29 protein-coding genes are annotated in these 25,503 nt (G+C 71.7%); 12 read left to right on the top strand and 17 right to left on the bottom strand.

The genetic code is table 11. The features are described 5' to 3' along the window. Positions 1–5: 5 nt before the first annotated feature. Positions 6–1,046, bottom strand: a complete 1,041-nt coding sequence (locus ACFY29_RS28115) for a B12-binding domain-containing protein (RefSeq protein ID WP_386991040.1) — start codon at positions 1,044–1,046, stop codon at positions 6–8. A 2-nt stretch (positions 1,047–1,048) separates the two neighbouring features. Next, a complete protein-coding gene (locus tag ACFY29_RS28110) occupies positions 1,049–2,812 on the bottom strand; it encodes a SpoIIE family protein phosphatase (protein WP_386991038.1) in 1,764 nt (587 codons plus the stop codon). Between the two features lie 229 nt (positions 2,813–3,041). Between ACFY29_RS28110 and ACFY29_RS28105 the strand changes: the two genes are divergently transcribed. Then, positions 3,042–3,380, top strand: a complete 339-nt coding sequence (locus tag ACFY29_RS28105; protein ID WP_386991036.1) for an STAS domain-containing protein — start codon at positions 3,042–3,044, stop codon at positions 3,378–3,380. Between the two features lie 76 nt (positions 3,381–3,456). On the opposite strand, the gene ACFY29_RS28100 is transcribed toward ACFY29_RS28105, so the two are convergent. Continuing rightward, positions 3,457–3,771 (bottom strand): hypothetical protein, encoded by a 315-nt coding sequence (locus tag ACFY29_RS28100; RefSeq protein WP_328417170.1) that lies wholly within the window; start codon positions 3,769–3,771, stop codon positions 3,457–3,459. 199 nt (positions 3,772–3,970) lie between these two features. On the opposite strand from ACFY29_RS28100, the gene ACFY29_RS28095 reads away from it, so the two are divergent. The 3 genes from ACFY29_RS28095 to ACFY29_RS28085 all read left to right on the top strand — a co-directional run bounded on the left by ACFY29_RS28095 (position 3,971) and on the right by ACFY29_RS28085 (position 7,137). Beyond that, positions 3,971–4,948, top strand: a complete 978-nt coding sequence (locus ACFY29_RS28095; RefSeq protein ID WP_386991033.1) for a DUF2267 domain-containing protein — start codon at positions 3,971–3,973, stop codon at positions 4,946–4,948. A gap of 190 nt (positions 4,949–5,138) precedes the next feature. Next, positions 5,139–5,933 (top strand): spermidine synthase, encoded by a 795-nt coding sequence (locus ACFY29_RS28090; RefSeq protein WP_386991031.1) that lies wholly within the window; start codon positions 5,139–5,141, stop codon positions 5,931–5,933. Positions 5,934–6,036: 103 nt separating this feature from the next. Continuing rightward, the gene (locus ACFY29_RS28085) at positions 6,037–7,137 is read left to right on the top strand and encodes an AI-2E family transporter (protein ID WP_386991029.1); all 1,101 of its coding nucleotides are present in this window, start codon (positions 6,037–6,039) and stop codon (positions 7,135–7,137) included. A 20-nt stretch (positions 7,138–7,157) separates the two neighbouring features. Here the strand turns inward: ACFY29_RS28085 and ACFY29_RS28080 are convergent, their stop codons facing one another. After that, positions 7,158–8,459, bottom strand: coding sequence for an NAD(P)/FAD-dependent oxidoreductase (locus tag ACFY29_RS28080; protein WP_328417178.1), 1,302 nt, complete (start codon positions 8,457–8,459; stop codon positions 7,158–7,160). Positions 8,460–8,552: 93 nt separating this feature from the next. Next, positions 8,553–10,709, bottom strand: coding sequence for a glycogen debranching N-terminal domain-containing protein (locus ACFY29_RS28075; RefSeq protein ID WP_386991027.1), 2,157 nt, complete (start codon positions 10,707–10,709; stop codon positions 8,553–8,555). A gap of 118 nt (positions 10,710–10,827) precedes the next feature. On the opposite strand from ACFY29_RS28075, the gene ACFY29_RS28070 reads away from it, so the two are divergent. After that, positions 10,828–12,276, top strand: coding sequence for a M20/M25/M40 family metallo-hydrolase (locus tag ACFY29_RS28070; RefSeq protein WP_386991025.1), 1,449 nt, complete (start codon positions 10,828–10,830; stop codon positions 12,274–12,276). A gap of 117 nt (positions 12,277–12,393) precedes the next feature. On the opposite strand, the gene ACFY29_RS28065 is transcribed toward ACFY29_RS28070, so the two are convergent. Next, positions 12,394–12,921 carry a GNAT family N-acetyltransferase gene (locus tag ACFY29_RS28065; RefSeq protein WP_386991024.1) on the bottom strand — a complete coding sequence of 176 codons (528 nt, stop codon included), beginning with the start codon at positions 12,919–12,921 and terminating at the stop codon, positions 12,394–12,396. Between the two features lie 121 nt (positions 12,922–13,042). After that, the gene (locus tag ACFY29_RS28060) at positions 13,043–13,765 is read right to left on the bottom strand and encodes a VOC family protein (RefSeq protein ID WP_386991022.1); all 723 of its coding nucleotides are present in this window, start codon (positions 13,763–13,765) and stop codon (positions 13,043–13,045) included. Between the two features lie 238 nt (positions 13,766–14,003). Between ACFY29_RS28060 and ACFY29_RS28055 the strand changes: the two genes are divergently transcribed. From ACFY29_RS28055 to ACFY29_RS28045, 3 genes are read left to right on the top strand one after another with little or no spacing between them, the layout of a single operon-like run. Beyond that, a complete protein-coding gene (locus ACFY29_RS28055) occupies positions 14,004–14,345 on the top strand; it encodes a metalloregulator ArsR/SmtB family transcription factor (protein ID WP_168509396.1) in 342 nt (113 codons plus the stop codon). A 3-nt stretch (positions 14,346–14,348) separates the two neighbouring features. Continuing rightward, a complete protein-coding gene (locus tag ACFY29_RS28050; RefSeq protein ID WP_386991020.1) occupies positions 14,349–14,855 on the top strand; it encodes an SRPBCC family protein in 507 nt (168 codons plus the stop codon). Further along, on the top strand, positions 14,855–15,475 hold the full coding sequence (locus tag ACFY29_RS28045; RefSeq protein WP_328417191.1) for a dihydrofolate reductase family protein: 621 nt from the start codon (positions 14,855–14,857) through the stop codon (positions 15,473–15,475). The genes ACFY29_RS28050 and ACFY29_RS28045 overlap by 1 nt, the downstream gene beginning before the upstream one ends. Positions 15,476–15,530: 55 nt before the next feature. On the opposite strand, the gene ACFY29_RS28040 is transcribed toward ACFY29_RS28045, so the two are convergent. Then, a complete protein-coding gene (locus ACFY29_RS28040; protein ID WP_328417193.1) occupies positions 15,531–15,722 on the bottom strand; it encodes a DUF1737 domain-containing protein in 192 nt (63 codons plus the stop codon). Between the two features lie 60 nt (positions 15,723–15,782). Then, positions 15,783–16,160, bottom strand: a complete 378-nt coding sequence (locus ACFY29_RS28035) for a VOC family protein (protein ID WP_355607603.1) — start codon at positions 16,158–16,160, stop codon at positions 15,783–15,785. A 162-nt stretch (positions 16,161–16,322) separates the two neighbouring features. On the opposite strand from ACFY29_RS28035, the gene ACFY29_RS28030 reads away from it, so the two are divergent. Both ACFY29_RS28030 and ACFY29_RS28025 read left to right on the top strand, forming a co-directional pair. After that, on the top strand, positions 16,323–16,913 hold the full coding sequence (locus ACFY29_RS28030; RefSeq protein ID WP_386991017.1) for a carboxymuconolactone decarboxylase family protein: 591 nt from the start codon (positions 16,323–16,325) through the stop codon (positions 16,911–16,913). 105 nt (positions 16,914–17,018) lie between these two features. After that, entirely contained in the window at positions 17,019–17,663 is a 645-nt protein-coding gene (locus ACFY29_RS28025) for a hypothetical protein (protein WP_386991016.1), read from the top strand. Between the two features lie 32 nt (positions 17,664–17,695). On the opposite strand, the gene ACFY29_RS28020 is transcribed toward ACFY29_RS28025, so the two are convergent. From ACFY29_RS28020 to ACFY29_RS28000, 5 genes are all read right to left on the bottom strand, one after another. Further along, positions 17,696–17,989, bottom strand: coding sequence for a DUF6510 family protein (locus ACFY29_RS28020; protein ID WP_328417201.1), 294 nt, complete (start codon positions 17,987–17,989; stop codon positions 17,696–17,698). Positions 17,990–18,021: 32 nt separating this feature from the next. Next, entirely contained in the window at positions 18,022–18,786 is a 765-nt protein-coding gene (locus ACFY29_RS28015; protein WP_355607898.1) for a ferredoxin reductase, read from the bottom strand. Between the two features lie 7 nt (positions 18,787–18,793). Continuing rightward, entirely contained in the window at positions 18,794–19,393 is a 600-nt protein-coding gene (locus ACFY29_RS28010; protein ID WP_328417203.1) for a sulfite oxidase-like oxidoreductase, read from the bottom strand. 76 nt (positions 19,394–19,469) lie between these two features. After that, positions 19,470–20,492, bottom strand: coding sequence for a TerC/Alx family metal homeostasis membrane protein (locus ACFY29_RS28005; RefSeq protein WP_355607594.1), 1,023 nt, complete (start codon positions 20,490–20,492; stop codon positions 19,470–19,472). Positions 20,493–20,708: 216 nt separating this feature from the next. Further along, on the bottom strand, positions 20,709–21,119 hold the full coding sequence (locus ACFY29_RS28000; protein WP_328417207.1) for a DUF2267 domain-containing protein: 411 nt from the start codon (positions 21,117–21,119) through the stop codon (positions 20,709–20,711). A gap of 161 nt (positions 21,120–21,280) precedes the next feature. Between ACFY29_RS28000 and ACFY29_RS27995 the strand changes: the two genes are divergently transcribed. Both ACFY29_RS27995 and ACFY29_RS27990 read left to right on the top strand, forming a co-directional pair. Next, positions 21,281–21,553: a DUF2795 domain-containing protein gene (locus ACFY29_RS27995; protein WP_355607589.1), complete on the top strand. Its 273-nt coding sequence runs from the start codon at positions 21,281–21,283 to the stop codon at positions 21,551–21,553. Positions 21,554–21,595: 42 nt separating this feature from the next. Beyond that, positions 21,596–22,264, top strand: coding sequence for a DUF1345 domain-containing protein (locus tag ACFY29_RS27990; protein WP_328417211.1), 669 nt, complete (start codon positions 21,596–21,598; stop codon positions 22,262–22,264). A 263-nt stretch (positions 22,265–22,527) separates the two neighbouring features. Here ACFY29_RS27990 and ACFY29_RS27985 read toward each other — a convergent pair whose 3' ends face one another. From ACFY29_RS27985 to ACFY29_RS27975, 3 genes are all read right to left on the bottom strand, one after another. Next, entirely contained in the window at positions 22,528–23,199 is a 672-nt protein-coding gene (locus tag ACFY29_RS27985; protein ID WP_386991012.1) for a hypothetical protein, read from the bottom strand. A gap of 104 nt (positions 23,200–23,303) precedes the next feature. Then, positions 23,304–24,275, bottom strand: coding sequence for a pirin family protein (locus tag ACFY29_RS27980; protein ID WP_355607580.1), 972 nt, complete (start codon positions 24,273–24,275; stop codon positions 23,304–23,306). A gap of 196 nt (positions 24,276–24,471) precedes the next feature. Beyond that, positions 24,472–25,029, bottom strand: coding sequence for a hypothetical protein (locus ACFY29_RS27975; protein WP_386987151.1), 558 nt, complete (start codon positions 25,027–25,029; stop codon positions 24,472–24,474). Positions 25,030–25,503 lie beyond the last annotated feature (474 nt).

The raw sequence follows: 25,503 nt of genomic DNA, 5'->3' as shown, positions 1-25,503 counted from the left end.
GACGGTCAGCGGGCCGCGGCAGCGGCCAGGGCGGCCCGGCCCAGGGCCAGCGCGTGCACCGCCCGGGGGAAGTCGCGCAGCGCGGCGGCGTAGTGCGCCAGAGGCAGGTCCACCGCGGCGACGGGCACCCCGCGACTGGTCAGGATCCCCACCAACCACTCGGCGAACTCGGTGAACAGCGAGGCGTCGTCGACGTAGAGCGCGGCGGCCAGGAAGTCCACAACGTGGCCCAGGTCGCTCACGGTCGAGTCGAGCTGGGCGGCCGTGTAGGCCCGGGCCGCCGGGACCCGTTCCCGCAGATCGGCCAGGGCGCTGTCGATCAGCTCACCCCGGCGCCGGACCAGGCCGGCGTACTCGTCGTCGGTCAGGTGGGACAACTGCGCCGGCGGCACCCGATGTAGCGCCCGCTCGTCGGCGATCAACTCGGCCGCCGACGGCGCGTCCGGCGCCCAGGCCGCGCCGAGCCGGCGCGCCCAGCGGCCGTCCACGCCGAACCCGCGCCCGCCAACCACCACCGGTACGTCCGAGCGGCGGCACGCCTCGATCATCCGGTGCGCCTGCGGCAGCCGCATCGGCAGCGCGCAGGCCAGCGCGACCGCGTGCGCGTCGTGCCGGTGCAGGTACGACACCAGGTGCGCCGCGGGCACGCTGGCACCCAGGAAGGTCACCTGCCAGCCGCGCAGCCGCAGCACCTCGGCAACCAGCCGGGGTGGCAACGCGTGCCACTCACCGTCCATGCAAGCCACCACGACCCGCCCGCCGGCCGGACGCGGGTTGGCGTGCACGGCCACCGCCGCCACCACCCGCTCACTGATGTGGGTGGCCGCGTGTTCCTGGGCGACGCTCCACTCGTTGCGCGCCCACCGCTCGCCCACTTCCGCCTGGGCCGGCGCGACCAGGTCGAGCAGCACCCGCTCGGCCGGTACACCCGCGTCGAGCAGGCCGAGCGCCACGTCGATCGCGGCGTACTCGTCGGCGTCGGTGAGGCAGTCCAGGTAGCTGGGGTAGGCGCCGATCGGCTCGGCGGCGGCGGTCGGGGCGGTCACACTCAGGTCTCCCTCTGCTGGTCCGTGCCGGCGGGTGCGGGCACCGAGCGCAGGTGCCGCGACGGCCGCCTGCTCGGGCCGACCGCACGCACCGCCAGCACCGCGATGTCGTCGTGGTCGCCGTCCGCCAACCAGTCGCAGGTGACCTGCTCGACCCGCTCGGCCAGGGCGGGGGCCGGCATCCGCTCGCAACCGGCCAGCGCGGTGAGCAGCCGCTCCGGGCCGAACTGCTCGTCGCCACGACGGCCACCACGGGCCTCGGTCACCCCGTCGCTGTAGAGCAGGCAGGTCTCGCCCGGGGCCAGTTGGACGGTCACCTCGCCGACGCGCGGGTCGGGCACCACGCCGATCAGCATGCCGGTCAACGGCACCGACTCCACCTCGCCGGAGGCGCGCAGCACCAGCGGCGGCAGGTGCCCGCCGCCGGCCATGGTGAGGGTGAGACCACCGTCGCGCTGTGGGCGCGCCACGCCCAGCACCATGGTGGCGAAACGGCCCTGGCCGTGCGCCAGGGTCGTCTCCAGCAGCGCGTCGTTGAGCAGCCGCAGCAACCGCCCGGGATGCGACTCCACCCGGTGCAGCGCCTGCAGGCACTGGCGCAGCTGACCGGTGAAGACGGCCGCCTCGACGCCCTTGCCCGACACGTCGCCGAGGAAGAACACCGAACCGCCGTCGGGGAGCTGGTGCGAACCGTAGAAGTCGCCGCCGATCCGCAACCCCGCCTGCGCCGGCCGGTACGCGGTGCCCCACTGCACACCGACGGCCTCGGCCGGCTCCACTGGCAGCAGGCTGGCCTGCAGGGTGTCGGCCACCTCCGCCTGGTCGCGGTAGAGCAGCGAGGTGGTCAACGCCGCGCCGGCCCGGGCTGCGAAGGCGCGGACCAGCTCCATGTCGTCCTCGTCGTACCAGTGGGTGGCGCTGCGGGCGACCAGGAGCACCCCGACCGGGGCGTCCCGGCCCGGCAGCGGAACGACCCGGGCGGCGCTCTCGGCGTCGGTCAGGCCGGGGAGCCAGCCAGCGTCGACCGCCTGCTCCACCAGCCAGTCCAGCGCATGCGGCTCGACCCCGGTCAGCCCTTCGGCGATGGCCACCGGCAGGTCGCCGCCGGCCAGCACGCCGCTGTCCACCAGCGGTGCCTCGTCGTCGGCCCGGGACGCCCGCCACCAGCGGGCCCGTCCCAGGCGCGGGGCGAGCACCAGCACGGCCACCTCGGCCAGGATCGGCACGGCGAGCCGGACGACCGCTGCGGCGGCCCGGTCGGGGTGCAGCGGGTTGCCCAGCTTGTCGCCCACCACGGCCAGGAAGGCCGAGCGAGCCCGCTCGGCGAGCAGCGCGTCGGCGCGGCTGACGCTCTCGGTGACGTCCTCGACGTACCAGCAGCAGCGGCCGCCGGAGAGCGGCACCCGGCGGGCGGTGAGCCGGCGCCCGCGATGGGTGAAGCCGCCCGGCCTCCCGTCGCTCAGCCCGGGTACGCCGGCCACGGCGAGCAGCTCGCCGGGCACCACCTCGGGCAGCAGCCGCTCGGCCGCCGGGCTGACGTGTCGCACCACGCCGTCGGCGTCGCAGATCACCAGGCCCTCGCGGAATTGCTCGACGACCTCGGACCAGTAGTCGGGCGCGACCAGACCCGGGTCGGGGGCCAGCGGTGGCAGGGCGGTCACGGGCCGGGACGATGCGTCGGCGGACCACGCCGGGGCCGCTGTGGTGCTCGGCGTGGAGAGCCGTCCGTCGCCCGGGTCCCAGTCCCTGACGTCGGCGGTAGTCACCAGCTGAGCCTCACTCCTTGTCGTCCACCCGACCCAACCCGGAACGGGCGCCTGTGGTCGGCACTCTCCCGTCACCCTACGCCGGCACGCCCCTGGCGGCACTGCACGGCAGTTGGCGGCCCGCGCCGCGCACCCGACCGACCCGGCCGTGGATCGTTACGCTCGCCTCGTATCACCGGCCTGATGGCCCCCGGCTTGCGTTCGGCCCGTCGACTGGGAACATGAAGCGATGTCCCCCAAGCTGTTGACCATCGAGATGACCCGGCTCGACGCCGGAGGCGTCCGGCTGCGGCTGAGCGGCGAGCTCGACTACGACACCGCACCCGAGTTGGTCGCGGCTGCGGCCGAGCTGCACGGCGACGGCCACCAGCAGCTGATGATCGACCTGACCGGGGTGAGCCTCTGCGACTCCTCCGGGCTCAGCGCGCTGCTGATGGTGCACCGCGCCGCCGGCGCGATCCGGCTGATCGGGGTCAGCCGTCAGCTCCAGGCAATGCTGGACCGCACCGGGCTGGCCCAACTGCTGGCAGTGGAGCCCGTCGGCGACAACGTGCGCGCCATCGGCTGATCGGCGCCCACCGGGCCGCCCCGGGCAGGGGGTGGCCCCCGACCCTGGGACCTGGGGTCGGGGGCCGGAGGAATGTCTAGGGTGCGGTCATCGGCTGAAGCCGGGGTCCGCTGTCACGAAGCTCGCCGGTCGGCGCGGGGTCGACGTCCGCGGGTTCCCCCGAATCGGGCGTCTGGTACAGATAACGGACGAAGTCCCCACCCACCTCGTTGTCGTCCGCGCCCGGCCATTGGCCGATGCAGTCCATCCCGACCACTTCCCGACCCGTTCCGTCGGCTTCCTCCAGCAGCGCCCACAGGCTCACCGGGTAGCACCGGGTGGCGTCGGGCGTGAGCTGCCAGCGGGCGTACCAGCCGGGTCGGGCGGGGACGATCTCGACGATCCGTTTCATGACGACCTTCCTTCCGCGTACCTCGGAAGAACTCCGGTCCTGGGCCGATCCTGCTGGTCGCGTGGGTGAGCGGCCCTCACCCGCGCCGGATGAAGCCCACCGAGTCCCGGCCGACCCGCCCGGCGGCGTCCGTTTCGGCTTCCGGGACGACGGGAAGGCGATGGGCGCACGCACGATCCCCAGCGAAAGGGGCGTCACCATGCGCAAGCAGATGGAGGGCGACAACCAGCGGCGCCGGGCGCTCGCCCGGCAGGCCCGCGAACAGGGCCGCCAGCCCAGCGAGTTCGGCGCCAGCCTGAGCGCCTCCAAGCAGCTCACCAGCCTGGACCAGGGCAAGCGGACCGGCCCAGCACCGGCCGGACGGCACAAGCCGGACACCACGCGCGGTGGACCGGCCCCGCCGGCAGTCGGAGCCGCCGAGAATCCCCGGCCGCAACCGTCCGCAGGGGCCGGCGCGACCGGGGTGAACAGCATGGGCTACCACGAACTGGTCGACGAGGTCCGGCGCCGGGCCGGGGTCGACTTCAAGACGGCCAAGGTGGGCACCGAGGCGACCGTCCTGGTCCTGGCCTTCGCCCTGGACGCGGCGGAGCGGCAGCTGCTGCTCACCGCGGTGCCGAACTCGCTGCACGACGTTCTGCCCGTCGACGGCATCGAGCGGCACCGGGACCTGCCTGGCTTCCTGGCCGAGGTCGGCCGGATCAGCGGCCGTACGCCGGAGCAGGCCCGATACCAGGCGGAGGCGACGCTCGCCGCGCTCGCCGACCACGACGGCGACCTGGTCGAGTCGTTGCACGTGCCCGACGGCCTGCGGGAACTGTTGAACCCGCCGGAGGCCGGCGGCGGCATCGTCGGCGCCTCCACCACCACACCCACCCTGGACGCGGAACAGCTGCGGGCGGCCCTGGACGACCTGCCGTACTGGGCCGGCGACAGCGTCGCCCTGTACCGGGTGGTCGCGCTGCCGCCGGACAACCTGGACCGGGTGCTCGCCCGGCTCGATCAGCTGCGCCAGGAGACCGGCCGTGGCCCGAGCATCGGGCGCCCCGGAGACACGGCCGCCGTGCTGACCGTGCGGACCAACCAGGCCAACGGGGTGACCGCGCTGGACGTGGACCTCGCCCGCCAGATCGACGACGCGATCGACGAGGTGGGGGCCGGGATGGCCAGCGGCTGACCGGCCGCACCGGCGCACGCGGGCCGGCGGACGCGGGGCACCCCCCGCTCCGCCGGCCCGCAGCCGTGCCCGGCCGCGTCGACCCGGCCCGGCCCCGCTGCGGCACCGCCGTCACGGACCGGACGTCGCCCGGTGCCGGCTGGCCGGGCCACGATCGGCGCGCACCGGCGGCTCGGCTAGCGTGCCGGTCATGAACCGCGCCGCCGACCGGCTGGAGCTGGTCGCCGACCCGGTCCGCCGAACCGGGCGGACGCTGCTGTCCGCCGGCGTCGAGCAGTCGTACGTGGACGTCGAGGACCCTCGACACCTGCACTTCGAGTACGTCCGCCGGATCGCCTCGGCGGTGGAGCTGGCGGCACCGGCGGGCACCCCGCTGACCGTTCTGCACCTGGGCGGCGGCGCGTTGACGTTGCCCCGCTGGCTGGCTGCCACCCGGCCCGGCTCCCGGCAGCGTGTCGTCGAGCGGGACCGGGCGGTGGTCGAGCTGGTCGCCCGGGAGCTGCCGCCGTTGCCGCCCGAGGTGGAGGTGGAGGTCGCCGACGCCCGGGACGCGGTCGCGGCCACCCCGGCGGGCCGGTACGACATGGTGGTCGCCGACATCTACCGGGCGGCCCAGATGCCCCGGCACGTACGGACCGTGGAGTTCGCCGCCGAGGTGGCCCGAACCCTGCGTCCGGACGGGCTCTACCTGGTCAACGTCACGGACCTACCGCCCCTGGTCGGCACCCGTGCACAGGTGGCCACGCTGCGGGCGGTCTTCGGCGACGTGTGCGTGCTGGGCGACCGGCGAATGCTGCGTGGCCGGCGCTACGGCAACCTGGTGCTCGCCGCGACGCCCCGGCCCAGCGGGCTGCCGGTCGGCCGGCTGGCGGTGGCCGCCCTGCGCGACCCGGTGCCTGGCAGCCTGCTGCACGACGCCGCGCTCGATGCCTTCGTCGCCGGCGCCCACCCGGTCACCGACGCCGACCAGCCGGGCCAGCCATGATCGGTTGACGCTCGGCGGTGGGGATCCCCCAACACTCACGCACCGCCGGGTGATGAGCGCGGGAGCTGGGTTTCCGGAGGTGAGCGCGGGGAAGGTGCGGCGGGTGAGCGACACCGACACCCGGTTGACCGCCCGCCGGACGCTGATCGTGATCGGTCTGGTGCTGGCGACCGCGTTCGCGTTGGCCTTCGTTTACGCGACCCGCCGAGTGCTGGTCTGGGCCGTCGTGGCCGCCTTCTTCGCCGTCGCGCTCAAGCCGCTGGTGGACCGGCTGCAACGTCGCTTCGTGCGCCGGCGGGCGCTGGCCACGCTGCTGGTGTTCCTCGCCGCGTTCGTGACGCTGTCGATCCTGATCGCCGTCATCCTGGTGCCGCTGCTGGACGAGCTGGAGCGGTTCGCCGAACGGGCGCCGGAGCTGCTGCGCGACGCGCGCGCCGGTCGCGGCCCGCTGGGGAGTCTGCTGGAGCGCACCGGTGCCCTGCGGTACGTCTCCGGGCACTCCGATCAGCTACGGGACTTCGGCGACCGGCTGCGCCAACCCGCGGTCGGCGTGCTGCGCGGCGTCGTGGAGACGGTCGCCGGGCTGGTCACGGTCATCGTGCTGGCGTACCTCATGGTGTTGGAGGCGCCGCGGTTCATCCGTGGCGTGCTGGTGGCGGCCGGGGACGGGCAGGCCGAGCGGCTACGTCGGGTGGGCCGGGAGGTCTCCCGCAGTGTTACCGGCTACCTCACCGGCAACCTGCTGATCAGCGTGATCTGCGGGTTGTTGACCTTCGTGGTGCTGACCCTCACCGGGGTGCCGTTCGCCGCCGTGATCGGCCTGCTGGTGGCGGTGGCCGATCTGATCCCGCTGGTCGGCGCGACACTCGGCGCGGTGATCGCGGCGGGGGCCGGCTTCGTGCACTCCCCCACCGCCGGGATCGTGGTGCTGGTCTTCTTCGTGGTCTACCAGCAGGTGGAGAACCACCTGCTCCAGCCGCTCATCCTGTCCCGCGCGGTCCGGCTCAACCCGCTGACCGTGCTGGTCAGCGTGCTGCTCGCGGCGGAGCTGGCCGGCCTGCTCGGCGCGCTGCTGGCCATCCCGGCCGCCGGCATCGTCCAGACCCTGCTGCGCGAGTACGGCCCGAGCCGCCTGCGCGCCACCCCGCCGGCCACAGCGACCGACCAGCGACGCCGACCGGCCGGTCCCGCCCGCCAGGGCTGACCGGCCGGATCGGGCGGTGCTCAGCGGGACCGGGCCGCGACCTCGGGTGAGGTGCTCTCCAGCGGAACCGCGTTCGCCGGGACCAGGCCGAGCTGGACCGCCGGCCGGGTCAGCGCCGCGTCCAACGCCCAGTCGGCGCCGACCCGGCTCCGGTTGCCCGGCATCGCCATCAGGTGATACGCACGAGTGACCGCCTTGGCGGGCAGTCCGGCCAGCGGCACGTGCAACGGGTTCGCCGCCGCGTCCTTGCCGCCCAGGTCGACCACCCAGCCCAGGTCGTGGTGCTTGTACGGCTTGCGCTGCCCGAACCCGTACGACGCGGCGATGTTGTGCGCCGCGAGCTTGCCCTGCCGTTGGGCGTGCTGGGCGGTCATCGTGCAGACCTGGCCGGGGCGGGTCAGGTCGGGCACGGCGGCGGCGTCGCCGCAGGCGTACACCTCGGGGTAGCCGGGGACGGTGAGGAACTCGTCGACCACCAGGCGGCCCTTCTCGGTACGCAGGCCCAACTCGTTGACGAACGGGTCGGGGCGCACCCCCACGCACCACACGAGGGTGCAGGTGGGTATGTACTCGCCGTCGGTGAGCTTCACCCCGTCGGCCGTCGCCTCGGCCACCGAGGTGCCCATCCGCACGTCCACCCCGCGCCGGTCGAGCACCTTGTGCGCGGTCTGCGACATCCGTTTGTCCAGCTCCGGCAGCACCCGGGGCGCGACGTCGAGCAGCATCCAGCGCGGGCGGACGGTGAGCCGGGGCCGTTGAGCCTGCAACGCGTCGGTGAACAACTGCCCGTGCGCGGCGACCTCGGTACCGGTGTAACCGGCGCCGACCACCACGAAGGTGGATCGGGCCCGCTGCTCGGCCGGGTCCTCGGCCTGCTCGGCCAGCTCGATCTGGCGGACCACGTGGTCGTGCAGGTAGACCGCCTCAGGAAGGCCGCGGAAGCCGTGCGCGTACTCGGTCACCCCGGGGATGGGCAGCAACTTGTTGACGCTGCCGACGGCGAGCACCAACCGGTCGTACGCCAGCCGGTTCTTGTCGCCCTCCGGCTGGGTGAAGCCGACCCAGCGGTTCTGCAGGTCGACGTGATCCGCCTCGCCGATCACCACCCGTACGCCCTTCAGCGTCCCGGTCAGCGGCACCGCGATCCGCTTGGGCTCGACCACCCCGGCCGCCACCTCGGGCAGCAGTGGCAGGTAGAGGAAGTAGTCGGTGGAGTTCAGCACCACGATCTCGGCCCGGTCCCGGGCGAGCCGGCTCAACGTCTTCGCCGCGTGGTAACCGGCGAACCCGGCCCCCACGATCACCACACGAGGTTTCGTCATTGCGGGCCGTTTCCCGTCGAAGGCCAGGACAAACGTCGAACAACCGGGCCAGCGGGCGCGGTGGGCGAACGGATGGCGCTGGCGGGCGGGAACTCAGCTCGGCTGGAGCCGGACGTGGCCGGTGGTCCGCACCGCCTCCACCGCCCACAGCTGGCCGAAGGCGCGGACCCGTTCGGCGGTGATCCGGCCCAACTCTTCCGGAATGTCTGGATCGAGCATCAACCTTCCCTCGACCGGGTTGACGCCGAGCATGGCGCGGACCAGGGCCAGTGGGGTGCCGGCCGCCCACGCCTGCGGGCTGCACGCGGTCGGGTACGGCACGGCGAACAGCAGCCGGTCCCGCGGGTACCCGCTGAGCGCCTCGGGCAGCCGGTGGCCGAACTGCTCGGCCGCGTCCAACATCGCCAGGCTGATCCGGTTCGCCTCCGCCCGGTAGCCGTACCGCGCCAGGCCGAGCACGGCGATGGAGTTGTCGTGCGGCCAGACCGTGCCGAGGTGGTAGCCGAGGGCGTTGTAGAGCCGCTCCTCCCGGGACAGCGTGCGGATGCCCCAGCCGGAGAACATGTGCGGCGACATGAGCTGGCGCACCACCGCGTCGGCCCGCTCCGGCGGCACGATCCCGCTCCACAGCAGGTGACCCATGTTGGAGGTCTTCGCGTCGACCGGGTTCTTGTCGCCGTCCAGTGCGACCGCGTAGTAACCGCCCCGCTCCTCGATCCAGAAGTCCCGGTTGAACCGCTCGTACAGGGTGCCCGCCTCGTCCCGCAACCGCCGCGCCAGGTCGGGACTGTCCAACGGCCCGTCGAACAGCTCGGCCAGCCGCAGCTTCGCGTCGTAGGTGTAGCCCTGCAGGTCGCAGGTGGCCAGCGGGAGCACCGGGATCCGGCCGTCGGCGAAGCAGATGCCGTCCGGAGAGTCCCGCCAGCACTGGTTGCCCAGCCCTTCCCGGGAGCGGGTGGCGTACTCGACGTATCCGTCGCCGTCCCGGTCGCCGTAATCGTCGATCCAGCGCAGCGCGGCGAGCGCGTTGTCCCGCAGGTGACGCACGGTCTCGTGGTCGTGGGTCCACCGCCAGTACTCGGAGAGCAGGATCAGCCAGAGCTGGGTGGCGTCGGCGGTGCCGTAGTTGGGCGCGTACGGCTTGGCCCCGGAACGGGTCAGCTCGCCGCTGCGCACCTCGTGCATGATCTTGCCGGGCTCCTCGTCGGTGAAGTCGTCGCACGCGTCGCCCTGGAGCCGGGCCAACGCCAGCAACGCCCCCTTGGCCAGCGACGGCCCGGCGACCAGCGTCTGGTACGCGGTGATCAGCGTGTCCCGGCCGAAGACGGTGAGGAACCAGGGCAACCCCGCACCGGGCAGCAGGATCCGCTGGCCCTTGACCTCCAGGTCGAGCCGCAGCGCGGCGATGTCGTCGCGGGACCGGGCCACCGTGCGCTCCAGTGCCTCGTTGTCGCTGCGCAACACCGCCCGGTCGCTGGTCCACCGGCGCCGCGGGTCGTCGGCCTGGCGGTGGATCACGTCGGCGATGTCACCCCGAACCGCCTCGACCACCCCGAACCCGGACGGCAACGGCACGTGCAGGTCGACCTTCCACTCCTGGCGCGGTTGCAGGTGCAGCTCCCAGACCAGGTCGTCGCCCTCGATCCGGTCGGCCGGCACCGAGCAGCAGACCCGGGTCTGCGCGGAGAAGTCTCCGTGGCGGTAGGAGAAGCACAGCTCGGACCCGTCGGCTGCGTGGTTGCGGGCGATCTCCGCGGACCGGTCCCGGACCACCGACTTGACCTCGAACAGGTCGGCGAAGTCGACGGCGACGGCCAGCCGCAGCTCCACCCGGACCGGCTCCGGCCGGTACGACACCAGTTCCAGCCGCTCGTAAAATCCGTCGCCGACGTAGCGCAGCCGCCGGAGGCTCAGACTGTCCGGGGGCAGCCCGGGCAGTTCCGGGTGGGTCAGCACGTACTGCGCCGAGTAGTGGTCGATGGTCGTGGCGCGCAACACCAGCAGTTCGCCGCCGTTGAGGGTGACCGTCCAGCCGCTGAGCAGCCGGGTGTCCAGATGCACGAGCCCACCGATGCTGCCCGGCGGCACGTCACCGGACGGGTTGGAGTACATGAACGTTGGCCCGCTGAGCACGGCGAGCGCGTCGTGGCCCAACTCGGGCGGCATGGCCCGCTGGTCACCGCCCTCCCCGGGCGCCTCCGCGAGCAGGCCCGGGTTCGGGTTCGTGGGGGTGGCGCGCACGACAGCCATACCACCCACCGTAGGAACGCCGGGTGCCACGAGTCATCACCCGGTTCGGGTGAAAGCCATGGAACATCCACGTCCGGCGATGTAGACAGGCACTGCCATCGATGGAGAAGATGCCGGAATGGGATCTGACGACATCGGCGACCGACCCACGAGGTCCACCCGCCGCACCTTCCTGTCCGCCTCGGCCGCCGCCACCGCGGCGACCGCCGCCACCGTGGCGGTGCCCGCGCTCGCCGCGCCGGCCGCCGCCGACGCCCCGCCCACCGGCCCCGGCCGCCCGACCCGCCCCCAGCGGCCCGACCGTGAGCTGCGCGAACTGCTGCGCCAGGTCGACCCCCGGCGGATCGAGGCGATCGTGCGCCGGCTCGCCGCGTTCGGCACCCGACACACCCTCTCCAGCCAGGACGACCCGCAGCGGGGCATCGGCGCCGCCCGGGACTGGATCTTCGCCCGGATGCAGGAGTACGCGGCCACTTCCGGCGGCCGGATGAGCGTCGAACTCCAGTCGTACGTCCAACAGCCGGCCTCGCGGATCCCCACCGCGACCCGGATCACCAACGTGGTGGCCACCCTGCGCGGCCAGAGTTCCCCGAACCGCACCTACGTGGTGACCGGCCACTACGACTCCCGGGTCACCGACGTGATGGACGCGGTCAGCGACTCACCCGGCGCCGACGACGACGCCTCCGGGGTGGCCGTGGTCATGGAACTCGCCCGGTTGATGGCCACCCGGCCCACCGCGGCCACCATCGTCTTCGCCGCGGTCGCCGCCGAGGAGCAGGGGCTGTACGGCTCGGCGTACCTGGCCCAACAGCTCAAGGCGGCCGGCGCGGACGTGCATGGCATGTTCAGCGACGACATCGTGGGCAGCAGTACGGCCGACGACGGCACCCGCGACCCGTACGCGGTGCGGCTGTTCGCCGAGGGAGTGCCGACGGCGGAGACCCCGGCGGAGGCGAGCACCCGGCAGTCCGTCGGCGGCGAGAACGACTCACCGTCGCGGCAGCTCGCCCGCTTCGTCCGGGACGTGGCGGACAACGACGCCACCGGCATGCGGGTGCGGGTGATCTACCGGCGGGATCGCTACCTGCGGGGCAGCGACCACATCTCGTTCCTGCGGGAGGGCTGGCCGGCGGCGCGGTTCACCGAGCCGAACGAGGACTTCGCCCACCAGCACCAGGACGTCCGGGTGCAGGACGGGCAACAGTTCGGTGACCTCCCCGAGTTCTGCGACTTCGGGTACATCGCCCGGGTGGCCCGGGTCAACGGCGCGGCGCTCTGGTCGCTGGCCCAGGCGCCCGGCACGCCCAAGGCCGCGAACATCGTGACCACCGATCTGACCAACAACACGACGCTACGCTGGCAGCGCGGCGACGAGCCGGACCTGGCCGGCTACGAGGTGCTGTGGCGGGAGACCACGGCCGCCGAGTGGCAGCGGGTGATCCCGGTCGGCGACGTCACCCAGGTCAGCATCGACCTGTCCAAGGACAACGTCTTCTTCGGCATCCGCGCGGTGGGCCGCGACGGCCTGCGCAGCCCGGTCGCGTTCCCCCGACCGGGTAGCTGAGCGGCGGGCGGCCGGGACGGTCCCGTTCGACCGCCCCGGTCGTCCCCTTGACCCCTCGCGACCAGCGAATTGGCGGCGCGACCTCCAGGCCGGCCGTGGAGCGGGACCGGCGGCCGTTCAGGTCGCCGTCGGCGCCGTGATCGCCCACCGCTCGTGGTCGCGCCACGCGCCGTCGATGAACAGGTAGTCCGGGGAGAAGCCCTCCAACCGGAAGCCCAGCTTCTGTGCGATCCGCCGGGACGGCTCGTTGCCGGGCTGGATGTTCGCCTCCAGCCGGTGCAGCCCGAGCGCGCCGAACGCGTGGTCGATGACCAGGGCGATGCCCGCCGAGGCGTGCCCGGTGCCGCTGTACGGCTGGAACGCCGCGTACCCCAGGAAGCCCCCGCGCAGCGCGCCCAGCACGATCCCGCTGATGTTCACGTAGCCGGCGATCTCGCCGCTGGCCCGGTCACAGACCAGGTAGCCGGAGCTGTCCCGGCGCCGGATCCGACTCAGGTACCGGTCGTACTCCTCCGGGCTCTCCGGCGCGGCCAGCCACGGGTGGTGCAGCTCCCGGCTGCGCCGGGCAGCGGCGACGAACTCGTCGGAGTCGGTGGGTCGGGGTCGGCGGATCGCGGCGGGACCCCCGGTACGCAGGTATCTCACGGCCGACCACTCTGACCGACCAACCCGCACCCTGTCCAACCGCACACGCCCGTGCCCCTGCCCGTGCCCGTGCCCGTGCCCGCCGCAAGATCGTGCTCGATGGCCGGGTGCGGCAACCTCGCTACCGGGGCGTCAACAGACCGAACTCGCCACCGTCGGGATCGGCCATCGCCAGCCGGCTGACGCCACCTTGGTCGGCGTCGATCCGCGTCGCCCCGAGGGAGAGCAGACGTTCGACCTCCACCTGGCGATCGCCGTCGAGAGGTGGAGCGAGGTCGTAACGCACCCGATCCCTGCCTCCGTTCGGCATGAACGGTGGCCCACCCCACGTGATCTTCGGGCCGCCGCGCGGCGACTGGATCGCGGTCTCCTGGTCCTGATCCCAGACCAGCGGCCACCCCAGCGCCTCGCTCCAGAAGTACCCGACCTCCTGCGAACCGTCGCAGGACAGCGCACCGATGAACCCGCAGTCGGCCAGGAACTTGTTGCCCGGCTCGATGACGCAGAACTCGTTGCCCTCCGGGTCGGCGAGCACCACGTGCTCCTCCTCCGGGAGCTGGCCGATGTCGATGTGCCGTCCGCCGAGTTCCAGTGCCCTGGCCACCGTCTGCTGCTGCTCCTCCAGAGAGCCGCTCGTCAGCTCGAAGTGCATTCGGTTCTGGACGACCTTCGGCTCCTGGCTCGGAACAAAGCGGATCCGGAAATCGGTGTCAGCACTGGGCAGGAGCATGACGCCGTCGTGCGGATCATCGACCATCTCCCGACCCAGGACCCCGGACCAGAACTGCGCGAGACGCAGAGGTTGGCTCGCATCGAAGCTGACCGCGAACAGTTGAGAAGTCATCGCTCTGCTCATCTCCGATCCACTGACTGACCGATGTCGAGAGGGAGCCCTGTCAGCCCTTGGAGCGGAAGCCTAGGGGTGAGCCGGGTCGCCCGCACCCGAGTATTCGGCGGTAGCCAGGGCATCCGCGCTGAGCGTGTTTCCGCAGCCGCTGGCAAGGGTCACGATCGTCATCTGACAAGACCCGCCTGATTCCTCCTGGCTTGACGCATGCCGATATGGGTATACGATGGCGCCCATGGCACGAGCAGCGACGACGTCGGACGTCTTCAACGCGATCGCCGAGCCGCAGCGCCGGGAGATCCTGTTGCTGCTGCGAGCGGGTGAGCGGCCGGTGACCGAGTTGGCCCAGGAGTTGGGGATGACCCAGCCGGGGGCGTCCAAGCACCTGCGGGTGCTCCGGGAGGTCGGGCTGGTGCGGGACCGCAAGGCGGGCAAGCAGCGCCTGTACGGCCTTGACGCCCGCGGGCTGCGACCGGTCCACGAGTGGACCGGCGGGTTCGAGCGGTTCTGGAACGAGAGCTTCGACCGGTTGGACGCGTACGTGCAGGACCTGAAGCAGGCAAGGCAGGAGGAGTAGCTGATGAGCGAGATGGGACGAGGAGCGCCGGCGCAGCCCGCGACGGCTGACCGGGAGATCGTGATCTCCCGGGTCATCGACGCCCCACGGGAGCTGGTGTTCGAGGCGTTCACCGAGGTGCGGCACCTGTCGCGGTGGTGGGGTCCGGAGGGGTTCACCACGACCACGCGGTCGTTCGAGTTCCGCGAGGGCGGAGTCTGGGACTTCGTGATGCACGGGCCGGACGGGACGGACTACCAGGAGTGGATCTCCTGGACCGAGATCGTCCCGCCGGAGGGGATCGCGCTGCTGCACGGTGAGTCCCGCGGCGACCCGAACGCCTTCGAGTCGGTCCTGACGTTCGCGCCCGACGGGGCGGCGACCCGGATCGAGATGCGCACGGTGTTCCCCACCAAGGAGCTGCGCGACGAGGCGGTCGAGAAGTACCACGCGATCGAGGGCGGCCAGCAGACCCTGAGCAACCTGGCTGCCTACGTCACCGAGAACGTTCGGAAGGGAGCTGAGGGCTGATGGCCGGGAAGGTGTTCTTCAGCGTGTCGATGTCGCTGGACGGTTTCATCGCGCCCGAGTCCCTCGGGGACTTGATGGGGCAGCAGTGGATGGAACTGCAGGCGTGGATCTTCCCGCAGCGGTTCCTCCGGGAGAACCTGAAGCTTGGCGAGGGCGGCGAGGAAGGGCGCGACAACGACATCGTGCGGGAGACGTTCGAGCGCACCGGCGCGAGCGTGATGGGCAAGCGCATGTTCGACGCCGGCGAGCAGGCGTGGCCGGAGGAGGCGCCGTTCCACACGCCGGTTTTCGTCGTGACGCACGAGAAGCGTGACCCCTGGGAGCGGCCGGGTGGGACCACCTTCCACTTCGTCAACGATGGCATCGAGCCCGCGCTCGACCAGGCCCGCGAGGCCGCCGGCGACCGCGACGTCCGCATCGCCGGCGGCGCCGAGACGATCCTGGAGTACGTGAACGCCGGCCTGATCGACGAGTTCTCGATCGCGCTGTCGCCCGTGCTGTTCGGCTCCGGAATCCGCCTGTTCGAGGGCGTGGACGCGGCCCGCGTGGCCCTGGAGCCGGTCCGCGCGGAGCCCTCCCCAAGGGTGACGCACCTGACCTACGCCGTCCGGGAGCGGTAACTGTCTCGACCTCAGCGCTCCCCCGCCGAGGTCAGCAGCGCGGTGAGATCTTCGACTATTCCTCGCCGACGGAGCGCGACAGCACCAACGCTTGAGCGGCGATGACGCGTTCACCGTTGAAGGTCAGCGCCGGAGACCCGTACAGCTGATAGCCCTGGTCGAGAAGGCCGCTGACGCGGGCGCAGAATTCAGCATCATCGGGTCCGGTGATGAGGCGGTAGCCGAGTGGCCCAGAGAGATCTGACACCGACGCATTGTGCCCGACCGGCTTTGCCCGAGCCCAGTCGCGGCTATCGCTCCGTGAGCGTCAGACGTCGGCTTCGAGGGCGAAGGTATTGCCGTCCGGGTCCTGGAACCACGCGATACGTCCACCGCCGGCCCGAGCGGTGATCCCCTTGGCGTCGTGCTCGAACTGGTCGTAGCGGGTGAACTCGACGCCGGACGCGACAAGCTCGTCAACGATCTGGTCGAGGTCGTCGACGTACCACGTCGCCAGCGTCGCCGGGGTCTTCCCCGCAGTGACCGACTGGTACACATTCAGCGCCGGCCCGCCACCAGAACCATAGATGCGGCTGCCGTCGGCGATGGCGGCGCTGGGACCGGACCGCAGCACGGGCAGGCCCAGTTTGCCTTCGTAGAACGCGATCGCCTGCTGTATGTCGGACACGGCGATCGACGTTCTCACGTGATAGCTGCTCAATGGCATGAACCACTGTCTCACGTGGGCAGCGGGCCGGTTGAGCGATCCAAGCGGCGGCGGCCTCCACCGGACTGACCTCGCGTGTGCTGTCACAGCTCCACCCCGGCCGGTGTCTCCATGCCGAGACCCATTCGACGAGGAGGAGACATGACCAGCAACACCCGGATTCCCCAGGCCGAGATCACCGGCGTCTACGGCGCCGTCCTGAAAAGATTCAGCAGGAAGAAGTTCGGCGAGGTGCCGGAGGCGCTCGGCGTGCTGTGGCACCACCGGCAGGTGCTCAAGTTCGGCTTCAGCCTCAGCCAGAAGGCCGCAAAGTGGAACGAGTGCGACAAGGATCTGAAGTCCTACGCCCACATGGCGGTGGCTTCCCTGATCGGCTGCTCGTTCTGCCTCGACCTGGGGTACTTCATGGCGCACAACGAAGGGCTCGACGCGGCCAAGGCCCGCGAGGTGCCGCGCTGGCGGGAGTCCGACGTCTTCACGCCACGGGAGCGCGACGTCCTGGAGTACGCCGAGGCGATGTCGCAGACCCCACCGACCGTCACCGACGAACTGTCCGCTCGGCTGCTCAAGCAGCTCGGGGTGCCGGCGTTGGTCGAACTCACCGCCTGGATCGCGCTGGCGAACCAGGCCGCGCGTACGAACGTCGCCCTCGGCATCGAGGCCGCGGGTTTCGCGACCTCGTGCGGCCTGGCACCCCTGACACAGCCGGGCGGCGCCGCGTCGCGGGCATGACCAACGGTCCGTCGACTTCGCCCCGCGGACACACGTTCGCGGTCGCCTGACACCGGGCGCTGCCGGTGGCCAGGTCGGATCCGTTGCGGATGCGAGGATCGACCGGTGGATGACGAATTGTTGGCCGCGATGGCGCGGGTTCAGGACGCGTTCGTCCGGTACCCGCGCCGGGGGGTGCTGGACGGCTGCCCGCATTGCCGGGGCTCGGTGCTCGTCGACGATCACGACTTGTTCGCACTGACCATCAGTCTCGGCAATACGGTCGGCAGCCGCGACGACGTGAAGAGTCTGCTGCCGGTGCTGCTGGAGCGTCTGGTCATGTCAGGGGAGCTCGACCCGCACATCGTTTTCGGCAAGTTCTCCCACGAGGAGTGGCGTACCTGGCCACAGGTCGAGCAGGAAGCCGTCGACGGGTACCTCGACGCGGTGTGGCGGTCGGTGCTGGCAGGCCACCCGTCCCGGTTCGAGTCGTTTCTCGACGCGGTGACCTTCCTCGATGCGACCCTTCTCATCGGCGAGAGCATCGACCGATTCCTTCACATCTGGGACGTCACGCTCACCGCATCGGCAGACCGTCACCTCGCCGAGACGGTGAACGGACTCAACTTCGCGGCCCAGAAGCCGAGCGCTCTTGGCGACTGGCTACGTCGCGACACGACCCGCGACCGGCTGCACCGTGCGTTCGAGCGTGACCACAATTCGGCCTGGGCGGATGATCTCGCGCGGGCTTACGATCTCCTCCGCGTCTGAAGAGGATGCTCTCGGTGATGGCCCGCCTCGCGTCAGAGCGGGCCGGGGAACGTCTGCTCCATCGGCATCGGCACCTGGAGGAAGGTGGTGCCGCGCAGGTCCAGCCACGCCCGGTCGGGGCCACGGACCAGCCGCAGCATCACCTCCTCGCAGGACGGGCAGCGTGCGACCAGGCCAGGGGCGTGCGAGAAGACGTGCAGGCTGGCCATCGAGCCGGTCATCCCGCAGTTATCGCAGCGACCCGTCGCGGTGCTCAGGTCGACGGCGAACAGCTCGCGCAGCGGGCCGTCGAGCATGTTGCCGTCCAGGTACGACATCTCGGTCATCGGGTCTCCTCGACGTTGGGTGGGCGACGGGCTCAGCCGGTGGGGCCGAAGCGTTCGGTCTTCACCCGCCGCGACGGGTGGCCCAGCCCCACCAGCAGGTCGGCCACGGCCTCCACGAACCCGGTCGGACCGCACACGTAGGTGAGCGGTTCCAGGTCCGGCGGCCAGCCGTGGGTGTTCACGTCGGCCAGGCCGATCCGGTGCGGCTCGCCGCGCCAGCCCTCGGGCGCCTCGCGGGTGTACACGTACGCCACGTCCAGCCCGAAGTCGTCGCGGACCCGGCGGCGCAACTCGTCGGCGTAGATCACGTCGTCTGGCGTCCGCACCGAGTAGACCAGCCGGAACGGCACCCGGCTGCCGGTCTCTCGGCGCGCCCGGATCATCGCCATCAGCGGCACGATGCCGGAACCGCCGGCGACCAACTGCACCGGCGCGGTCTCCTCCGGCCGCCAGATGAACCAGCCGCCGAGCGGTCCGCGCACCTCCACCGGGTCGCCGGGACCAAAGACGTCGATCAGGTACGGCGACACCTCTCCGTCGTGCACCCGCTGCACGGTCACCTCGATGCGCGGGCCGCCGGGACCGTCCACCACCGGCCCGGCGATCGAGTACGACCGGGCCGCCTGGTAGCCGTCCGGCGCGGTCAGCCGCACGTCGACGTGCTGCCCGGGCAGGTGCCCCGACCACTCCGGCACCTCCAGCACCAGGGTCTGGGCGCTCGGCGTCTCGACCCGGCGCTCCACCAGCCGGCCCACCTGCCAACGGATCGGCGCGCGCGCCGGGGTGCCGGTCGCCACGGCGCGCTCAGTCACCCTGGTACCTCTGTTCGCGCCACGGGTCGCCGTAGTCGTGGTACCCGGCGGTTTCCCAGAACCCCGGCTCGTCCATCGTCTTGAGCCGGATGCCACGCACCCACTTGGCGGACTTCCAGAAGTACAGGTGCGGCACCAGCAGCCGCGCCGGCCCACCGTGCTCGGCGGGCAGCGGCGCTCCGTCGAAGGTGTGCGCCACCCACGCCCGGCCACCGCGCAGGTCGTCCAGCGGCAGGTTGGTGCTGTACCCGCCGTAGGAGTGCGCGAGTGCGAAGTGCGCTCCGGTGTCGACGCCGTCCAGCAGCACGTCCAGCGAGACGCCCTGCCAGGTGGTGCCGAGCTTGGACCAGTGGGTGACGCAGTGGATGTCGACCATCGGCGTCTCCTGCGGCAGCGCCATCAGCTCCTGCCACGACCACCGGTACTCGGTGCCGTTCTCCGCGGCGATGACGAACTCCCAGGTGTCCAGCGACACCCGGGGCGTCGGGCCGGCCGACAGCACCGGGAAGTCCTCGGTCAGGTACTGCCCAGGAGGCAGGGCCGGCTCCTGTGAGCGGGGCCGGCCCTGGAAGCCCGGTGACACGATTCCCATTGCACAGTCGTACCACCCGCGTCGGCCGGGGCGGGAGCTTTCCCGCGTACCCCCTCATCGCCCCGGCGCGGCGTGGTCAGTGCCGCTCCGCAACCACCTCGCGGTCCTCGGGCTGTCCACCCCGAGTGGCGCGCAGGCTGGTCATCGTGACCACCACCAACACGCCGATGATCACAACGAGCGAGGCCAGGGTGGGGATCTGCGGAACGCTGTCCCAGATGCCGTGCGCCCAGTGCAGACCCAGCTTGAGACCAATGAACGCCAGGATGATGGCCAGGCCGTAGCTGAGGTGCACCAGGCGGCTGAGCGCCGCGTGCAGGACGAAGTAGAGGGCACGCAGGCCGAGCAGGGCGAACGCGTTGGTGGCGAAGACGAGGTACGGGTCCTCGGTGATGCCGTAGACCGCAGGCACCGAGTCGACGGCGAAGACCACGTCGGTGGCGAGCACCGCGACCACCACCAGGGCGAACGGGGTGAGCGCCCGCTTCGCGCCCTGCCGGACGGTCATCCGGGTGCCGTGGTACTCGTCGACCACCGGCATGAACCTGCGGAGCAGCTTCACGGCACGCATGTTGTTGATGTCGACTTCCTGCTGATGCCCGGAGAGGGCATCGCGGAGCAGCTTCACCGCGGTGGCGATGAGGATGATCGCGAAGAGCAGGAAGGCGAAGTCGAGGGTCTGCAACGCGGCCGCGCCGAGGGCGATGAAGACGGCCCGCAGCACCAGCGCACCGGCGATGCCGTAGAGGAGCACCCGCTGGGCGAGCACAGCCGGCACCGCGAACGCGGCCAGCAGCAGCATGAAGACGAAGAGGTTGTCGACGGAGAGCGACTTCTCCACCAGGTAGCCGGTCAGGTACTGCACGCCCAGCTCGGAGCTGTAGCGGGCCCAGATCCAGCCACCGAACGCCAGCGGCAGGGCTATGTAGAACGCTGACCAGCCGATTGCCTCCCGCATGGAGACCTCGTGCGGGCGGCGGGTCACCAGGAAGTCCAGCACCAGCAGCAGGAGCACGCCGGCGATGGTCACCACCCACAGAGTGGGCGTGCCGATCGTCGTCAGCTCACTCGCGGCAGACAGATACGACACTTCGGTCATGGGGCCTCCTCGAACACCGTGTCATGTTCGAGGTCTCCTTCACCCACCGACAGGTGGACAACCACCCGAGGCGCGCCGGGCGCGCCGTACTGACCGGAATGGTTCGTGGGAAGTACTCCCCTCGCACGACAAGGTTAGGCCAGGCTCAATCCCCATGCCAAACCGGACATAGGTGGTTGCCCTGGCCAACCGCTGTGCACTTCCGGAGAGCCACCGTCAGCCGCGACGCAGGGTCGCGCCCGGGGCCATGGCCTGCTCGACCAGGTCCCGGTAGTCGCGCGGCAGTTGGGTCGCCACGTCGTCGAACTCCCCGCCGCTGATCGCCTCGCGCAGGGTCGTGAAGACCGCCCGGACCGCGTCGCGGGCGGCAGGCTCGTCCACACCGGCGCGCAGCGCGACCCGAGCGGCGAACTCGGCCGCCCCGAACCGGTCCGCCTGCTCGGTGCGCGGGCTCGGTTTCAGCACCAACTGCAACGGCTTGGGCAGTTGGACAGCCAGGTCCAACACCTCGCCACCGGTCAACCGCTCCGCGAGCGTCTCCAGCACGGCCCGGGTCAGCTCGACCGACCGCTCGGATGGTGCCCTGGTCCGCTGGGAAACCTGGTCGATGAAGGTGTCGTAGTTCATCGCGTACTCCCTCGGGTCGGGCTCGCGTCGGCGCCTGCGGGTACCCGCGGCGACGAGGTGGAAACGGCACCGATTCCTCCGCCGAACCGGGCGTGACCCGGCAGCGGGCGGGTAACCGCCGCCGGTCGTGACCACATCAATGCCCCGAGGGAGCTCCTGCCATGGCGAGCTACACCGAGGTCCTGCAGTACCTGTCGAGCCTGGACTACCCGGCCGAGAAGGCCGACGTGGTCCGCGAGGCCGAGCGGGAAGGGGCCCCGCCGGACGTGCTGAAGGCGCTGCGCGCCCTGCCGCCGGTGGACTACGCCAACGGCACCGAGGTGGCCCGGTCGGCAGGCATCGAGGCGGCCCCCGAGGTGGGCCCCGCCCAGCGGGCCGCGCAGGCCCGGGACAACAAGCCCAACCGGGTCTCGCAGCACCTGCGCGGCATCTGACCCGGCGGTGGCGGCCCCAACTCTGCCGCGCGGGCGGCGCGGATGACCAACACGGGTCCGCTGTCCCGACCACCGGACGGGCACACCCCGGCCGCGTTCCAGCTCGTCCTGGTGGGGGTGGTCGGCGCCGTCGCCGGTGGTGTCTTCGCCGTGGTGGTGTCGCCACCGCTCGCCCCGCTGGTCGGCTGGGACGCGGCCGCGCTGAGCTGGCTGGGGCTGGTCTGGCGCAGGCTCTGGCCGCTGGACGCCACCCGGACCTCCCGAGTCGCCTCGTACGCGGACTCCAACCGGGCCACCCGTGACGTGGTGCTGCTGATCGCCTGCACGGCGAGCCTGCTGGCGGTGGGTCTGGTGCTGGCCAGCGCGCACTCCGCGCCACCCGGGCCGGTCCGCGAACTGTACGGCGGGATGGGCGTGCTCAGCGTGCTGCTCTCCTGGCTGGTGGTGCACACCGTGTTCGCCGCCCGGTACGCCCGGATCTACTACACCGGCCCGGACGGCGGGGTGAACTTCAATCAGTCCGAGCCGCCCCGGTACTCCGACTTCGCGTACATGGCGTTCACCATCGGGACGACGTTCCAGGTCTCCGACACCAACCTGACCAGCAACGAGATGCGCCGCACGGCGCTACGGCACTCGCTGCTGGCGTACCTGTTCGGCGCGTTCATCATCGCCGTGACGGTGAACCTGCTGGCTGGTCTCGCCAAGTGAAAGTTAAGTGCCCGCCCGACCTGACCCCGGATGCGACACGGGCGGTGGGCTGGAGCGCCGGGACAGGCGGGCGCCCCGGGGTCACGAACCGCGACCGGGGGCGCCACGCAAACCTGCCCAGGCGGTGAACCGCTCCCGAACCGGGTGCGATCACCAGGCGGTGGATGCCCACTCGAACCGAGCGGCCAGCACTGCCGGGTCCAACCATACGACAGAACATCCTCCGTACGGTCAGATTTTGGCTAACTGTGGGCCAGCGCACGTCATGGCCGTCCGGTCACCTCCGCGTACCGGTGCTCCAGGTCGACCCGGGCAAGTGCCCCCACCAGCCAAGCCAGCCGCTCCGACTCCCCACCGCCGGCCAACCCGGCCAGGTCGTCCGCGGACCGGCCCAGCCCGAGGCGGCGGGCCGCGGTCAACGCCCGCCGATCGGCCACCGGGGCCACCTCCCGCCACAGCGCCTGCGCCTCGCGCAGGAACAGGTCAACCACCTGGTCGTCCACCCCCGGCAGCTCGGCGAGCAGCGCCCGCTCCCGTGCCGGGTCGTGGTGCGCCATCGCGCGCAACCGCCGCAGGTCACCCCGGTACCGCTCGACGACCGTGCGAGCCAGGTCGCCCAGCACGTCGGCCAGCGCGTCCACGTCGCCGCGCTGGCCGCTGTCGCGCAGCACCCGCACCCGGTCCTGGTGCAGGGAACGGGCCAGCCGGGCGGCGCTGTCCCACCCCTCGTCGCGCAGTGCCCGCGCGCCGTCCAACGCCCGACGGAAGTCGCCTCGGCGGGCCAGCAGCACCGAGAGGTAGAGCACCTGGAACAGGCTCGCCGGGTTGTTGGTGACCCGGAAGCCGTACTGCTCGGCGAAGCCCCGTCCGCTGCCGGCGAGCCGGCGGGCCAAGCGCTTCCGGTCCTCCATGGGAGTGATCAAACTGGTCGCCATGTCGGCGACTACCCGCGCCACCGTCGGTCACACGCCGGCTGCCCGACCCACCACCTGGCCGCCCACTGACAGCCGGCGCTCCCCGGCCGGGCCGGAGCGTGGCGTCAGCCGTGCAGACCACCCGTGCGGTCGCGGGCCTTCAGCCGGGTGGTGGGCAGGGCGGGCGCCGGCAACGGCGGCGCGGGATCATCGGCGACCACGCCGAAGCGGCGCCCGGCCATCCAGTCCTCCCGGGCAGCCACGACCTCCTCGTGCGAGCGGCCGACGAAGTTCCACCACATCACCAGCGGCTCGTCGAACGGCGTCCCGCCCAGCAACAGCAACCGAGCCCCGGCCCCGCCCCGCACGGTCAACTCGCGGCGACCCGAACCCAGGTACAGCAACGCCCCCGGTTCGAACCCGACCCCGCCCGCCTCGGCAGAACCGTTCATCGCCAGCAGGGCGTACTCGAAGTCGGGCCGCAACGGCAGGGTGGTCGGCGCCGGCCCGCTCAGCTCCAGTTGCACACCGACGAGTGGCGTGTGCACCACCGCCGGGGACCGCTCACCGGCGAACTCGCCGACCAGCAGGGTGACGTCCAGCTCGCCCTCGCGCCAGCGCGGCAGGTCGGCGTGGTGGGCGAAGTCCGCCGCGCCGGCCCGCGCCGGGTCCGGCAACGCCACCCAGAGCTGTACGCCGTGCATCACCGGCGGATGCGTGGCCGGCGACCGCTCGGAGTGGGCGATCCCGTGCCCGGAGGTCATCACGTTCAGCTGACCGGGCCGGATCGGCTGGACGTTGCCGAGGCTGTCCCGGTGCAGAATCTCGCCGTCCAGCAGCCAGGTCACCGTCTGCAGGCCGGTGTGCGGGTGCGGCGGCACCTCCATGCCGGGCCGCTCCGCCACGTCGTCCGGGCCGAAGTGGTCCACGAAGCACCACGCGCCGACCATCCGCCGCGGGCGCTGCGGCAGCAGCCGCCGGACGGTCGTGTACCGGCCCAGCGGCACGTCGTGGCCGGGAAGCAGCACGCTGCCGGGATCGACGGCGGCCACGCCGGGCGGGCGGGTCTCCGCCAGCATTGATTCAGTACGCTCCACCGCCCGACTGTACGCTCGCGCCCACCCGCGCCAACGGCGCTTCCCACCCGCGGTCGCAGTGCGGTCGCAGTGCACCTCACCCACTCACTTCTGGCGCGCGCGGTCGCCGACCAGAGATGGCGAAACGCCGCTGGCCGGCACCCCGGGTTGGGGTGCCGGCCAGCGGTCGGTTCATGCGGTGCTGTGGTGTTGTGGGTCAGCTGTTCCAGTACTGGCCGACCAGGTCGGTGGCCTGCTTCTCCCACTGGGCGTAGGCGTCCGGGTAGGCCGACACCTGCACCGTCTGCGCGGCGTCGGTCAGCGGCATGTCCTGCCACCCGTCGACCTGCTTCAGGCCCTTGAGGAACGCGGTGGTCGAGTACTCAGGGTCGGTGATCTGCTCCGGCGTGCCCCAACCCGAGCTCGGCCGCTGCTGGAACAGGCCCAGCGAGTCGTGGTCGTTCATGTCGCCGAGGTGGCCGAGGTTCTCCAGCTTCGACTCCTGCAGACTCGTCGCGATCGAGATGACCGCGGCCCGCTCCGGCAGACCAGCCTTCTTCGTCGCGGCGATGATCGCCTTCACGTTAGCGGTCTGCTCACCATTCAAATCGATGCGCGACTGCTCACCCTGCGGCGAGACCGACTGCACGGCCACGGCGGCGGGCTTGCCGTCGACGGGGGTGGCGGCGTGCGCGGCGATCGGACCGGCGAACACACCACCGGCGAAGGCCAGACCAGCAACAGACAGCACACTCTTACGCATGATCGTGTTCATGGGGGTAGCTCCTTCACGGGGGTAAACACCCAAACCAATCGGGGGATCGGCATTACAGGGTGCGAGCACCTCGTCCGGCGCTAACAACAACAAGGGGAAAGTCTTCTCGGCGGCCAACGGGCGGGGGCTCGTGGCGCCGGGTCTGTGTGTAACGACCGCCGGGCCGACATCATTCCGGGCCTGGCCCATCCGCCGGCACCCGGTCAAGCGGGGCGCGGGGGCGGTCGTTCAGGGGATCTGCAACGACCGGCGGGCCGAGGTCATTCCGGCATTGGCACCGGGTCGAGCGGGTGCCTGGTGCGGTCGTTCGGGGATCTGTAACGACCGGGCCGGGCCTGGCATTCCAACCCCGGGGGGTGGGGCGGCGGGCCGTGGTACTGCGATCGTCAGGGTATGTAACGACCCCGGGCCGGCCCCCATTCCACCGCACGAGTGCAGCCGGTCACACCCCGCGGGCCCCCGATAACGGACATT

This window comes from Micromonospora sp. NPDC000668, assembly GCF_042897975.1.
GTDB lineage: Bacteria > Actinomycetota > Actinomycetes > Mycobacteriales > Micromonosporaceae > Micromonospora.
The sequence above is the reverse complement of the archived record's forward strand: the minus strand, read 5'-3'. Positions and strand labels throughout refer to the sequence as shown.

What these genes read in the sequence shown, in the direction of transcription:
- ACFY29_RS28105 (WP_386991036.1), top strand. Translation starts at nt 3,042, where the DNA reads ATGTCCCCCAAGCTGTTGACCATCGAGATGACCCGGCTCGACGCCGGA.
- ACFY29_RS28100 (WP_328417170.1), bottom strand. Translation starts at nt 3,771, where the DNA reads ATGAAACGGATCGTCGAGATCGTCCCCGCCCGACCCGGCTGGTACGCC.
- ACFY29_RS28095 (WP_386991033.1), top strand. Translation starts at nt 3,971, where the DNA reads ATGCGCAAGCAGATGGAGGGCGACAACCAGCGGCGCCGGGCGCTCGCC.
- ACFY29_RS28090 (WP_386991031.1), top strand. Translation starts at nt 5,139, where the DNA reads ATGAACCGCGCCGCCGACCGGCTGGAGCTGGTCGCCGACCCGGTCCGC.
- ACFY29_RS28080 (WP_328417178.1), bottom strand. Translation starts at nt 8,459, where the DNA reads ATGACGAAACCTCGTGTGGTGATCGTGGGGGCCGGGTTCGCCGGTTAC.
- ACFY29_RS28075 (WP_386991027.1), bottom strand. Translation starts at nt 10,709, where the DNA reads ATGGCTGTCGTGCGCGCCACCCCCACGAACCCGAACCCGGGCCTGCTC.
- ACFY29_RS28070 (WP_386991025.1), top strand. Translation starts at nt 10,828, where the DNA reads ATGGGATCTGACGACATCGGCGACCGACCCACGAGGTCCACCCGCCGC.
- ACFY29_RS28060 (WP_386991022.1), bottom strand. Translation starts at nt 13,765, where the DNA reads ATGACTTCTCAACTGTTCGCGGTCAGCTTCGATGCGAGCCAACCTCTG.
- ACFY29_RS28055 (WP_168509396.1), top strand. Translation starts at nt 14,004, where the DNA reads ATGGCACGAGCAGCGACGACGTCGGACGTCTTCAACGCGATCGCCGAG.
- ACFY29_RS28050 (WP_386991020.1), top strand. Translation starts at nt 14,349, where the DNA reads ATGAGCGAGATGGGACGAGGAGCGCCGGCGCAGCCCGCGACGGCTGAC.
- ACFY29_RS28045 (WP_328417191.1), top strand. Translation starts at nt 14,855, where the DNA reads ATGGCCGGGAAGGTGTTCTTCAGCGTGTCGATGTCGCTGGACGGTTTC.
- ACFY29_RS28030 (WP_386991017.1), top strand. Translation starts at nt 16,323, where the DNA reads ATGACCAGCAACACCCGGATTCCCCAGGCCGAGATCACCGGCGTCTAC.
- ACFY29_RS28020 (WP_328417201.1), bottom strand. Translation starts at nt 17,989, where the DNA reads ATGACCGAGATGTCGTACCTGGACGGCAACATGCTCGACGGCCCGCTG.
- ACFY29_RS28010 (WP_328417203.1), bottom strand. Translation starts at nt 19,393, where the DNA reads ATGGGAATCGTGTCACCGGGCTTCCAGGGCCGGCCCCGCTCACAGGAG.
- ACFY29_RS28005 (WP_355607594.1), bottom strand. Translation starts at nt 20,492, where the DNA reads ATGACCGAAGTGTCGTATCTGTCTGCCGCGAGTGAGCTGACGACGATC.
- ACFY29_RS28000 (WP_328417207.1), bottom strand. Translation starts at nt 21,119, where the DNA reads ATGAACTACGACACCTTCATCGACCAGGTTTCCCAGCGGACCAGGGCA.
- ACFY29_RS27995 (WP_355607589.1), top strand. Translation starts at nt 21,281, where the DNA reads ATGGCGAGCTACACCGAGGTCCTGCAGTACCTGTCGAGCCTGGACTAC.
- ACFY29_RS27990 (WP_328417211.1), top strand. Translation starts at nt 21,596, where the DNA reads ATGACCAACACGGGTCCGCTGTCCCGACCACCGGACGGGCACACCCCG.
- ACFY29_RS27985 (WP_386991012.1), bottom strand. Translation starts at nt 23,199, where the DNA reads ATGGCGACCAGTTTGATCACTCCCATGGAGGACCGGAAGCGCTTGGCC.
- ACFY29_RS27975 (WP_386987151.1), bottom strand. Translation starts at nt 25,029, where the DNA reads ATGAACACGATCATGCGTAAGAGTGTGCTGTCTGTTGCTGGTCTGGCC.